10 protein-coding genes and 2 tRNA genes are annotated in these 13,134 nt (G+C 35.2%); 2 read left to right on the forward strand and 10 right to left on the reverse strand.

The window, feature by feature from the left end:
- Positions 1-30: 30 nt before the first annotated feature.
- The 9 genes from leuS to hisS all read right to left on the reverse strand — a co-directional run bounded on the left by leuS (position 31) and on the right by hisS (position 9,004).
- Positions 31-2,472: a leucine--tRNA ligase gene (gene leuS, locus HXK94_002555; GenBank protein QTI96131.1), complete on the reverse strand. Its 2,442-nt coding sequence runs from the start codon at positions 2,470-2,472 to the stop codon at positions 31-33.
- 58 nt (positions 2,473-2,530) lie between these two features.
- Positions 2,531-4,546 (reverse strand): NAD-dependent DNA ligase LigA, encoded by a 2,016-nt coding sequence (gene ligA, locus HXK94_002560; GenBank protein ID QTI96132.1) that lies wholly within the window; start codon positions 4,544-4,546, stop codon positions 2,531-2,533.
- Positions 4,530-5,609 (reverse strand): hypothetical protein, encoded by a 1,080-nt coding sequence (locus tag HXK94_002565; GenBank protein ID QTI96133.1) that lies wholly within the window; start codon positions 5,607-5,609, stop codon positions 4,530-4,532. The genes ligA and HXK94_002565 overlap by 17 nt, the downstream gene beginning before the upstream one ends.
- A complete protein-coding gene (locus HXK94_002570) occupies positions 5,610-6,437 on the reverse strand; it encodes a M48 family metallopeptidase (protein ID QTI96134.1) in 828 nt (275 codons plus the stop codon). It lies immediately after the preceding gene.
- Between the two features lie 64 nt (positions 6,438-6,501).
- A complete protein-coding gene (locus tag HXK94_002575; protein QTI96135.1) occupies positions 6,502-7,065 on the reverse strand; it encodes a LemA family protein in 564 nt (187 codons plus the stop codon).
- Between the two features lie 30 nt (positions 7,066-7,095).
- Positions 7,096-7,183: transfer RNA gene (locus HXK94_002580), tRNA-Leu, on the reverse strand.
- A gap of 53 nt (positions 7,184-7,236) precedes the next feature.
- Positions 7,237-7,551, reverse strand: a complete 315-nt coding sequence (locus HXK94_002585; protein ID QTI96136.1) for a hypothetical protein — start codon at positions 7,549-7,551, stop codon at positions 7,237-7,239.
- Positions 7,552-7,575: 24 nt separating this feature from the next.
- Positions 7,576-7,649, reverse strand: a tRNA-Cys gene (locus HXK94_002590).
- Positions 7,650-7,702: 53 nt separating this feature from the next.
- Positions 7,703-9,004, reverse strand: coding sequence for a histidine--tRNA ligase (gene hisS / locus HXK94_002595; GenBank protein ID QTI96137.1), 1,302 nt, complete (start codon positions 9,002-9,004; stop codon positions 7,703-7,705).
- Positions 9,005-9,053: 49 nt separating this feature from the next.
- Between hisS and HXK94_002600 the strand changes: the two genes are divergently transcribed.
- Entirely contained in the window at positions 9,054-10,376 is a 1,323-nt protein-coding gene (locus HXK94_002600) for a replication-associated recombination protein A (protein QTI96138.1), read from the forward strand.
- Here HXK94_002600 and sbcB read toward each other — a convergent pair.
- Positions 10,373-11,824, reverse strand: coding sequence for an exodeoxyribonuclease I (sbcB, locus tag HXK94_002605; protein QTI96139.1), 1,452 nt, complete (start codon positions 11,822-11,824; stop codon positions 10,373-10,375). The two genes, HXK94_002600 and sbcB, sit on opposite strands and share 4 nt — an antisense overlap.
- Positions 11,825-11,946: 122 nt before the next feature.
- Here sbcB and HXK94_002610 point away from each other — a divergent pair, with 122 nt between their 5' ends.
- Entirely contained in the window at positions 11,947-13,110 is a 1,164-nt protein-coding gene (locus HXK94_002610; protein ID QTI96140.1) for an insulinase family protein, read from the forward strand.
- Positions 13,111-13,134: the final 24 nt, after the last annotated feature.

Consider the following 13,134-nt stretch of genomic DNA (forward strand, 5'->3'; position numbering starts at 1 on the left):
CGGAAGCTAACAACTTCCGTTTTTTAAAACCTATTTAACCACGAAATTAATTAATTTACCTGGAACAACAATCTCTTTAATAATCTCTTTATCTGCTAGGAATTTTGCAACATTTTCTTCCTGTTTAGCTTTTTCAAGAATTTGTTGTTTTTCAAGCTCTGTAGAAATCTTAATTTTTCCACGAAGCTTTCCATTTACCTGCACAACTATCTGAATTTCACTCGTTTTTAACATCTCTTCATCCCACTCTGGCCAGCCAGATTCTTCAATGAAGTTATTATTTCCTAGTTGTTGCCAAAGTTCGCTCGAAATATGTGGAGCAAAAGGCATTAACATCTTCAACAAATCCTCTAAGACCTGACGCCAATCTTCCGAAAACCCTTCAAGTTTAAACTTATAAAGGTCGTTCACGAACTCCATCAATGCGGCAACGACAGTATTTAAACTCTCCCGATGGAAATCTTCTGTGACTTTCTTGATTGTTTTATGCCGAGATTTCTGAACTTCTTCAAAATTTGAAAGGTTTTCAATTGATTTTTCACTCTCAATAAATTCTTGAACTAAAACCCAAACTCGATTCAAAAAACGATAAACACCCGCGATACCACGAGAATCCCAAGATGCATCTATTTCGTAAGGAGCAATAAACATTTCGTAAGTTCGGAGTGAATCTGCACCGTAACCCTGATCGATGACTTCTAGTGGATCGATAGTGTTACCTTTCGACTTACTCATTTTTGAGCCATCTTCAGCATTAATGTATCCGTGATAAAGAAGCTTTTTAACAGGCTCGGAAAAGTTAGTTAATCCCAAATCTTTAAAAACATGAGTCCAAAAGCGAACATAAAGCAAGTGTGCAACAGCGTGATCCCCACCAACATAGTAATCGACTGGAGCCCAATAGTTTACAAGTTCTGGATCCCAAGCGCGCTCAGAGTTCCTAGGGTCAGCATATCTCAATAAATACCAGCTCGAACAAGCATACCCATCCATAGTGTCTGTTTCTCGAACCATCTTTTCACCATTTACTTCGACATGCATGAACTCTTCACTTTTTGCTAATGCCGACTTTCCAGAATCATCTGGTTTAAAATCGGTTAAAGTTGGAAGCATTACAGGTAACTGTTCTTCAGGAATTAAATGCTCATTACCGTCTTTGTCATAAGCAATAGGAATTGGACAACCCCAATAGCGCTGTCGAGAGATTAGCCAGTCACGCATTTTATACGTAGTTTTTGAGCGACCAATCTCTTTTTCTTCAAGCCAGCTCAAAACCTGTTCACGAACATCTGCGGAATTTTGACCATCAAAATCACCAGAATTTACGATAACTCCCTCACCATGATAACAGATATCGTCATCTGCAATCCCTTCTGGTTTTTCAACAACCTTAATAATATCAAGGTCAAATTTTTTAGCAAATTCATAATCACGCTCATCATGAGCAGGAACAGCCATAACCGCACCCTCACCATATCCACCAAGAACATAATCACTAACCCAAACTGGAATTCTCTTACCGTTCGCTGGATTTACAACATAGCTACCAGTAAAGATACCTGTTTTTTGTTTATTCTCTTGGCGTTCAATTTCTGTTTTTTTCAAAGATTCTTTTTTATATTCTTCAACTTTATCTTTCGTTAAATCATTAACTAGCTTATCAAGAAGAGGGTGCTCAGGTGCAACTGCCAAGAAAGTCGCCCCAAAAAGTGTGTCTGGACGAGTTGTGAAAACCTTAATCTTTTCACCTTTTGCATCACCTTCAGCAATTTCGAATTCAATCTCTACACCCTTAGATTTGCCAATCCAATTTCGTTGCATTGTCTTAATTTTTTCAGGCCAGTCAAGATTATCAATATCTTCCAAGAGCTCATCAGCATAAGCCGTAATTCTAAAAAACCATTGAGTCATTCGCTTCTTTGTGACTTCTTCACCACATCGCCAACAACGCCCATTCTCAACCTGCTCGTTAGCAAGAACGGTCTTATCATTGTCACACCACCATTGATAACTTTCTTTTCGGTAGGCTAGACCTTTTTTATATAATTCTCGAAAAATCCATTGCGTCCATTTATAATATTCTGGATTCGAAGTATTGATTTCTCGCGACCAATCGATTGAAATACCAAGACGCTTGAATTGTTTTTTAAAGTTGGCAATATTTGTTTTTGTTGCTTCCTGCGGTGAAATTCCAGTCTTAATCGCATAATTTTCAGCCGGCAAACCAAAAGTATCCCAACCAATTGGGTTTAATACATTTTTTCCTTTCTGTCGATAAAACCTCGCAATCGAATCTACAATAGTGTAACTTCGCGCATGTCCCGTGTGAAGTCCGGCACCGCTTGGATACGGGAACATTCCCGAAATATACATTTTTTGTTTCGAAGGGTCAGCTTTAACCTCATAAAGCTTTGAGTCGTCCCATTTTTTTTGCCATTTTGCTTCAATTTCAATCGGATTATATCTTTTCATACTATCTTATAGTATACCATAAAATTCATTTTTTAAAAAATTATCACCGCTCCGAGATTTACAGCATCTCTAAAAAATCATCCTCTTCTAGAATTTTTACACCAAGTTTTTTTGCTTTTTCAATTTTTGTAGCACCAACTTTTTCACCAATAACTAAAAAATCCGTTGTTTTCGAAATAGATTTTTGGAATTTTCCACCAAGCAACTCAATTTTTTCGGCTGCTTTTTCGCGTGACATTTCTTTTAATGTCCCCGTGATTACAAAATTCTTACCACTTAAAATCCCCTCATTTTTTGCAAAATTTTGCACTTTCACACCAAAATCGAACATTTTATTCAAAATCTGTAAATTTTCATCATCACTAAAATACGCCAAAATACTTTCAGCCACTTTTTCACCAATTCCATCGATAGATAATAAATCTTCTATCTCAGCATTTTGAAGATTTTCAAAACTGACAAACTTTTCCGCTAAAATTTTTGCAGTTTCACCTCCAACATGGCGAATACCTAACGCCGCAATAAATTTCGCAAGTTCAGGATTTTTCGAAGACTCAATTGCTTGAAGTAGATTATTCACAGAGAGTTCTGCAAAACGTTCAAGTTTCAACAAATCATTCTTTTGAAGATTGTAAATGTCCGCCAGATCTCGAATTAAACCTTTTTCAACTAGTAGATTTACATTTTTCTCACCTAAATTCTCAATATCGAGACCCGCTTTTGAAGCATAAAAAGTAATCGTTTTTTTAAGGATTAACTCGGAATTTAAGCCTTTCGCACGATACGCAACCTCACCTTCTGGACGATAAAATTCAATTTCAGGAAATTGTTTTGAAAGCTCTTTTTCGAAATTAAAAATTTCAGCATTTTTTGGACGAAGCTCCGGTAAAACTCGCAAAATCTTCGGAATAATATCCCCCGCTTTAAAGACAACTACCGTATCTCCAATTCTAATATCTAGTCGCGAAATTTCATCCGCATTATGAAGACTCGCATGGCGAACAGTAGTCCCAGCAAGCTGGATTGGCGCAAAAACCGCAACCGGAGTTGCTATTCCCGTCCGACCGATCGAAATCACAATATCTGAAACTACCGCAGTAGCTTCTTCCGGGGAATACTTAAATGCAATTGCTGCGCGCGGCTGCTTACCAACTACTCCAAGTTTCGAAAACTTATCACGATTATTAATTTTTACAACTAACCCATCCGTATTAAACGGAAGTTCTTTTCTTTTTTCACTCCAAAATTCAATAAAATCAACAACTTGTTTAATTCCTATGATTTTTTTAGCCTGCTCATTAACTGAAAAGCCAAGGTTTTTTAATGCTGAATAGGCAAATTCATTAGTTTTGACTTCTTCAGGGTTTTCGCGAATAATATCATAAGCTCGAAAATATAGTGGTCGAGAAGCTGTGATTAAGGGGTCTAACTGACGAATCGTTCCTGCGGCCAAATTGCGAGGATTTGCAAATTCAGGATCACCCTGCTCCTTTCGGATTTTATTTATCTTATCAAAGTCATCTTTTAAGATTACAATTTCACCACGAACCTCAGTTTTGCCATTCTCGAAAAAAGCAAACTCTTTTTCTGCTCGCAAAAAGAATGGGATATTTTTAATAGTCCGCACATTGCTCGACACATCTTCACCAACAAAAGAATCACCTCGAGTCACAGCTCGCACAAACTCCCCATTTTCAAAAATTAAAGAACAAGCTAGCCCGTCCATTTTTATATCTGCAAAAAAAACATCTTCTAGTGTTGGATCTATTTTTTTAATTCTCTCGAACCATTCAACGATTTCACCTTCACTAAAAACATCATTTAAGCTAAGCATTCTACTTGCATGCTCAACTTTTAAAAATCCACCCTTTACAACATTTCCAACTCTTTGAGTTGGTGAATTTCTTGATATAAGTTCAGGATGTTCAGCTTCTATCTTTTTTAATTCTGAAAATAATGAATCGTAGACAGAATCCGGAACACTTGCGTTATCGAGCGTGTGGTATTCAAAAGAATATTGATTTAATAATTTAACTAAATCTTGATATCTATTTTTTTTATCTATTGTCGCCATCAACAATCCTTCTGTATAAAGTGTAAATATATGTAGAACTAAATACGCAAGAGAAACAAGACATTAGTAACATTGTTATTGGCACTACTGGTATTTTTGTAAAAATCTCATTCACGGAAATCAGCCAGTTCATTAAAATAATTATAGGAATTACTATCACAGACCACAAAACAGCAACAATGAAGAGCAAGAATAGAACTCGTTTTAAAATAGCTAACCTTCTCTGCGAAACCATATCTCCAGCAATTCTTAATGCTTTCATTGGGTACGTTCCAGGAATCGTAACGATGATCATTGCAAAAAAAGATCCTATAACCCAAAAAATAGATATCGAAAATAAAAGAAGCATAGCAGCAAAAAATAGCATTTGCTCAATTCCGTCAGAAAGAAAGCTCGTCGTTCTCGCAGCTGAACCAACAATAGTAGCAAGAAATGCTGGAATTAATTGAGAGACTATGACAATAGCAACTACAGTCATCGGTATAATTGGTGCACCACAAGAATATAACGCATCACGAAGGTTAAAATTCTTATTGCCATTCATTAGATTGCGACAAATTTGAACACTAGCCAGCCAAATGAACAAGACTATAATAAAGAAAAGCAGCTGTTGGGTTTCATTTGGCGACTGTACAAGACCGCCACTACTAAAACTAGCAGCCATAACCAATCCCGCCTTACCAATCTCACCCCAAAAACCCTGGAAATTACCCCCATTTGTCGTGTCTGCAACAGTCTGTAAGCTTGAAATAAAATTTTGATCCATTAAACCAATGAGTACAACACCTGCAAGAGCAGATAACAATACCAAAGAAGCAAACATTTTTTTATTTTCACGAATTAATCCAAAAACATAACCCACCATTCTCCAATAACCATCAATATTTAACGGTCTAACAAAATCTCTTCTTTTTGAAATCCGGAAACTTCTGTGAGGGCGGCGAGATTTAAAGTTTTGAAACCTTATCACTATATTTTTTCGCATAAAAATTCTTACACTAATCCACCAAAAATAGACTAAACTAATTTGTTTTTCGTTTGAACTTAAAATTCTTTCCTTCATCTATAACCTCGAACTATTGTCTTTTAATCTTGAAATCCTATCGTCTATTGATGGGTGTGTTGAAAATAAATTTTGAAAAAAACTACGCTTCATCGGATTAACTATAAACAGATTTGCTGTTGTAGAATTCTGCTTTCTAAGCGGCTTCCCATTGTTTTTTAGTTTTTGAAGAGCGCTAATCATTCCTTCAGGATATCTTGTAAGCAAAACAGCTGTCGCATCAGCCAAGAATTCGCGCTGGCGAGAGATTGCAAGTCGCGTAACTAATGCTAGCAAGGGTGAGATCATCACAAATAATAAGCCCAAAACCACAATCAATGGATTTCGATTATCATTATCGTCATCGCTCCAAATAAAAAATCTCAATACTAGTTCCGATATTAGCTCAATTACAGAAGTTAACGCCACCGCAGCCATAGAAACTCTAATATCGTAGTTCTTAATATGTGACATCTCATGAGCGACAACAGCCTCCAGTTCACTTTTATTCATAATATTCAAAAGTCCCGTAGTTGCACATATTATTGACTTTTCCGGATTAGTTCCAGCCGCAAAAGCATTAGGTGATTCATCATCTATTATATACAACTTAGGCATAGGTAGCCCCGCAGTTATTGATATAGTTTCTACAGCAGCATAAAACCCAGGAGCAATTTCTCTAGAAACTGGTTTCGCGCCATTCATATATAATACAATACTTTTTGAAATATTGTATTGAACTAAAGCATATAATATTGAAAATACTAATAAAATTATAAAAATATAATCATTTTTATAGATATACGAAAAATATAGCCCAATTCCTGAAATTATTGCGATAAATACCATAAATATTATTACAGTATTACGCTTATTCTCAGATATTGAGCTATACACCTTTAAAACACCTCTTTTAGAATTTTACCTGAGGGGCGTTTTCAACAGCTTTTCGATCTTCAACTTCAAAGAAATCTCTTTTTTCAAAACCTAATTTTCGAGCAAATACGTTTGTTGGAAATGTTTTGATTTTAATATTTAAATCTCGAACACCGCCGTTATAAAATCGTCGAGCACCTTGAATTTTATCTTCAATCTCTTGTTGTTGTTGTTGAAATTGAATAAAACCTTCATTAGCTTTCAATTCTGGATAATTTTCAGCTACAGCGAACAATCGCCCAAGAGCTTGAGTCATTTCACCTTCAGCTTTAGCAGCCGCTACAACATCGTTTCCAGCACCCATCAAACCTGCACGCGCAGAACTTACGTTTTCAAAAACTTCCTTTTCATGTTCGGCGTAACCTTTTACAGTTTCAACGAGATTTGGAATCAGATCAGCTCTATATTTTAATTGAATAGCTATGTCACTCCATGCTTCTTCAACCCGTTCGTTCAATCGAACAAGAGCGTTATATTGGCCCCAAACAAATAAACCGATCAATACAGCGATCGCGATAATTATAATAATTGCAATTGGCATTTTTCTTAAATTCTCCTACTATCGTTATTTTGGTGCGCAAGGCGGGAATCGAACCCGCACGACTGTTTAGGTCAAGGGATTTTAAGTCCCTCGCGTCTACCAATTCCGCCACTCGCGCATATTTACATTTTACACGCCCCAACCATAAAAGTCAAGGCGCGTAATTTTATTTTAAGCTTCGTCTTTATCAAGAAGTGGTGCAATAATCATAATAAATAGAGAAAAAGCACCAAGCACTAGGAACGTAGCCCAAGCTTTACCCATTAGTTCGCCCAAGTTATTATCCAACCAAATATTTACTAGGCTGATTAGAGCACAAACCATAGCCGTAAAAATATTAAACCAAATACAAATCTGTCGAATACTCTTTACTGTCTGACTGTATTTCTTTTTTACTGGGGCTGCTTGAGTATATACTACAGCTTTCTCTGTAGTATCATTCTCTCCTTTTCGAATTTCTACAACCTTCTGATTTTCACTATTCATATCTATTCCTTTGCTTTAATTTTTTGGAGGCACCTACCGGATTTGAACCGGTGTAAACGGTTTTGCAGACCGCTGCGTAACCACTCCGCCAAGGCGCCAAAGTGATATAAAATGATTATACCACATACTTTTTAAAAAATAAACAGTAGCGCTATTTTTTAAATATTTCTTCTAGACTAATACTTTGCCCCGTCTTCATATCCTTAAAAAAGAATGAATTTTCTAAGATTTCTCTATCACCAATCACTAAAGCATATCGAACACCCCTCTTATCCGCAAACTTAAAAGCTTTTTTCATATTAAAATTCTCTAACAAAACTTCAACTTTTTTACCTTGAGCGCGCATTTCGTTAGCGATTTCGAAAGATTTTTTTAGCTCCTGCTCACCACCCATTGGAATTAATAGATATTCGGCTTCTGAGCGTTTATTAAAACTCAAAAGATTTAAGTCTCGCAAACACCAAAACAACCTTGTCAACCCAATTGAGGCACCCACACCAGGGAGTTTTTCTTTCGAATAATAACTGCTTAAATTATCATATCTTCCACCGCTTGAAACTGAGCCAATTTGTTTGAAATCATCTAGATTTGTTTCAAAAACTGTTCCGGTATAATAATCCAATCCTCGAACAATCAACATGTCAAGCTTGAAATATCCTTCCTGAACACCCATATTTTTCAACAGACCCGAAACTTCAGAAAGTTCCACTATTCCATTGCTGAAGCGTTCATTATTTATCTTTCTTGACATATTTTTAAGACTATCTAAAACCTCTTCACAAGAACCAGAAATATTTATAAATTCAACTATTACTGAAGATTTTTCACCCAAATCTAAATTATTTAATTGTTCAGCAAACTCTTCACTTGAAATTTTTTCAGCCCGATCAATTAAAGCCATAATTTTAGAAGATTTATCTTCAACACCCAAACCTTCAATCAAACCGCTTATAATATTTCTATTACTAATTCGAATCGTAAAATTGCCAAAATTAAGTTCACGAAAGATGCTGTAAATCACAGAAATGACTTCAGCATCATAGTTTACGCTCAATTTTTCATGACCAATAACATCAATATCGCATTGATAAAATTCTCGAAAACGACCCCTCTGAGAACGTTCACCTCGATAAACTTTACCTATTTGCGAACGTTTAAATGGAAATTGCAATTGTCCAATATTATCCGCAACATAACGTGCGGTTGGAACAGTCAAATCAAACCGCAAACTTAAATCATTATCACCCTTTTTAAAGCGATATATTTGCTTTTCGGTCTCGCCGCCAGCCTTGGCTAATAAAACTTCAGTTCGTTCAATTGCCGGCGTATCAATTGGCGAAAAACCAAACTTTGCATAATTTAGCTCAATTATATTCTTGATTCGATTAAACTCAATTTGCTCCTCAGGAAGAAGTTCCATCATTCCTGGTAAAGGTTTAGTATTGATCTTCATAAATATTCCTTGTTTCTTCAATTTTATCTTTAAATGATACCATATTTTAATGTTTTTTTCAATTTTAGAGATTGCATTTTTTGATAATTATTTTCAAAAATGCTATAATATTTTTAATATGAACTATCAGCCAAAAATTCCGCTCGCAGAAAAAATGCGCCCGCAAAAACTCAGTGAAGTTATTGGTCAGAAGCACCTAATTGGCGAAAATGGAATTTTACGAAAAATAATCGAAAATAAAGAGCCTATCAGTTTAATTTTTTGGGGGCCAGCTGGAACCGGAAAAACAACATTATCACGAATTCTAGCAAACGAAGTTAATGCCGATTTCATTGAAATGTCCGCCGTAACTAGCGGAAAAAAAGATATCGAAAAGGTTGTTGAGCATGCACGCCAAAATTGGAATCTTGGAATTCGAACAATTCTTTTTGTTGATGAAATCCACCGTTTCAACAAATCGCAGCAGGATGCTTTTCTTCCTCATATTGAAAGTGGTTTAATAAATCTTATCGGAGCAACTACCGAAAATCCTAGCTTTGAAATTATTACCCCATTAATTTCTCGTAGTCGAATTTTAACTCTTAAACCATTATCTCTTTCTGAAATATCAGAAATAATCACGAAAACACTAGCAAAAATATCACCAAACACAAAAATAGAGAATAACGCCTTAGAACTTCTTGCAAAAATAAGTCATGGTGATGCACGCACCGCTCTGGGAAATCTTGAGCTTATCTTGAATTTCGAAAAAAAGCACATAACTCTCGAAACCCTCAAAGAATCGATCAATTCTCCGCTTTTAGCTTATGACAAAAACGGCGATGACCATTATGATACAATTTCGGCTTTTATAAAAAGTATGCGCGGAAGCGACGCGGAAGCCGCATGTTTTTATCTTGCCAAAATGTTAAAATCTGGCGAAGATCCAAAATTCATCGCTCGCCGAATGATTATTTTTGCTAGCGAAGATATTGGTCTTGCTGGAAATGGAGCAATCACCTTAGCAAATTCAACTTTCGAAGCAGTAGAAAAAGTTGGCATGCCAGAAGCTAAATATATTCTCTTTCATTGTGCAACCGCACTTTCGAAAAGTAAAAAATCTCGAGAAACAACTGGTCTAATGTACCAATCTTATGAACTCGTCAGAGAGTTTCCGCACGCGCAAATACCCTTACATCTTCGAAATTCAACCTCAAAAATCACCAAAGATCTTGGCTATACTAAAGATTATGAATGGAAGGCTGGTTTTCAACATAAAAAAGGCTTTTTGCCGCAAGAAATAATAGATTTTAAGAAATCAGCTAACAACGACTTTAAGAATTTAAAACAAGCCGAATGGTCTCATGAAATTTCTAAAAAGCTAAAAGATTAGCTCTCTAAGTCTGGTAAAACATTTTCAAGCCACAGCTTAATATCTTCCAAAATAAATTGCTCTTGCGTACTTAAATTCTCTCTTGTTGCAGCCTCTTGAAATTCTTTCATAAATTTTGGAAGCATTTTTTTCAAATTCTTCGCACGATATTCTTCCCATAACTCTTTTTCTTGAGAACTTAAACTCTTTGGAAAACTTCTAGCTTTATAGTGAAGCAGCAAACCGTTTAATCGTTCGTCGTTAAAATCAGGATGAAAATCAGCTAGCTCTCGAGCGGTAGAATTTCGAACAGCCTCGGCTTTAATTTCATCACTTCTCGATAAAAAGCCCTCAAAAAGTCGAGCCTCAGGAGATAAGCTAATATTTTCATGTCGCTCTTTCGAAATTTCATCTCTCTTTTCGAAAGCAGATCGAATATTTTCTGTAAAATGAGGATTTTTTCGCAATAAGTCTAAGTTTTTTTGAATATCTGCTAACTTAAGATTTAGCCTCTCTTGGTTTTCCTCGTTCAAAACACCAATTGGAGCAACTGCTGGACATTTATTGTATTGTAGAATTTTTGCCGCAATCGGCTTAAAGTCTGCTTGTGAACGAGTTTCGAAATCTGCCGTAATGTTCTCTAAAATTTGTTCAGCACTCCAATCAAGAAAATCTTCTGGAGAAAAGCGTAAATCCCAAACAATCACATTTTTGTTCTTAGCTGGAGCAATTGGAAAAGCGGCTGTAGTTTTTTCAAACTCAACTTTAAAACGACCCGATGTATACAAAAATGGTTTTGGGTTTTCAAGGTTGATCATTTTTTGAACTTCATTTTTTGAGCGCATCTTAAATAAATACCCAAAAATCTGTGGCTGTTTCTCTTTTAACAATCGTGCTACATCTATTAATCCATCAACATCACTTAGCGCATCATGAGCATTCTCGTGAGAAATTCCATTTTCCTTAGTTAAAAGTTCAAGTTTATTTGAAGCAAATTTCTCACCAGTTTTACCATTCTCAATAAAAGGCCAATTAATACCTTCAGGCCGAAGCGCACGTATCATACGCACAACATCTAGCAAATCCCATCGAGAACGATTTTCCTTCCATTGCCAATCATATGGTGGATAAAAATTTCTCCACAAAAGATGCTGAATATGGACATCGTCGAACCGCACATTATTATAACCAACTATTACCGTATCCGATGTAAAAAAATCCTCTACTAGCATTTTCGAAAATTCGGCTTCAGTATAACCTTCTTCGATTGTTTTTTGTGGGCTAATTTTTGTAACCATTAATGCACTCGGGCTCGGCAAAACGTCATCGTTAAGTTTTACTAAAATATTAATAGGTTCACCAATTCTATTTAAATTTTCATCCGTTCGTTGTCCTGCAAATTGCATAATTCGATCGTTTTGCGGGCTAAAGCCGCTTGTTTCAAGATCATAAAAAAAGAAAGTCTTCATGGTTATATTTTACTCTATCCTGGTATTTTTTTCAATTTTTCTTTGCTTCTTAGCGGTTTTGTCTTGTAGTTATGTTATAATTTTATAGACTAAATAAACTTTTGTCTAGGAAAGGATTTTATATGAAAGCAAAAAGAACGATCATTAACGATATAGAGCTACTCTATATAAAAAACTCAAACCCTAATACTTTTCATCTAGAATTCAACTTTAATGCAGGTTATAATCATTCGCAAAAATCACAAGTTCCACATATTTTAGAACACCTATTTGCTACTTTTCCAAAAGAAACTAGCGAAAAATTCTTAAGATTTGGCGCCTATTCAAACGCCAACACTTTCTACGAGCGAACAAGGTTTTTTATCACATCACCAAAAGAGTTTTCAAAAGAATGTTTTGATATTTTAGTAAATTCAATTTCAAAAATACCAAGCTCTCAAGAAGATTTTGAAATCCAAAAGAAAATCGTTGAAACTGAAATTACAAATAAATCCATAAAGCCATCGATTCAAATTTTCGAGAAGGCTTTAAAAGAAACTTTTCCGGACATAAAAGACAAAGAAAAACATCTTAGCGAACTGAAATCTATAAATCTTACAGATATTCAGGAATTTTATCGTAAAAACTACGTTAAAAATAATCTTCGAATAATTATTTGCGCTGATTTTTCAGATACTGAACTTGAATATTTTATTAAAGAGATTGACAAAATAAATCTGCCGTCAGGAAAAGCACCAACTATAAATCTTCTCACAATCAATCAAAAAGATTTTTCAACACTTCATAATTCAAAAACTGTTGATGAAATCTGTAAAATTTTTCATACAAACCAGCCTTTAACCGAAAAAGAGCGAGCTGCATTTCATATTTTAATGTCGTATCTTTTTCGCCCAAAAATTGGCAAAGCCTTTTTACGAGGAAGGAATACGGGTATTTTATATGGGATTAATTTTAGTCCTCACCTCAATACAATCCGAAACCACCCCTTCTTTGTGATTGGCTCAAAAATTAAACCAGAGAACAAAAACAAACTCAAAAAAATAATCAATGAGGAGTTTTCGAAAGTCAAAAATAATAAAATTGACGTTCAAGCTTTTGAAGTGATTAAACAAAATATCAAAAATAGCGAAAAAATAACTCGCGAATCAACCGAAAGAATCGTAAATTTTTATCGTGAAGAATTTTTCACTTACGGAAAAGTTCGAGATTATCAAGAATCTTTAGATATTCTCGATAAAATATCAACTGCAGATTTAATACATGTTGCGAAAAAATTTAATTTCTAGCAAAATATAACCGTAAAGTACGTC

The sequence above is a fragment of the Candidatus Nanogingivalaceae bacterium genome (assembly GCA_015257795.3).
Taxonomy (GTDB): Bacteria; Patescibacteriota; Saccharimonadia; order Saccharimonadales; family Saccharimonadaceae; genus Nanogingivalis.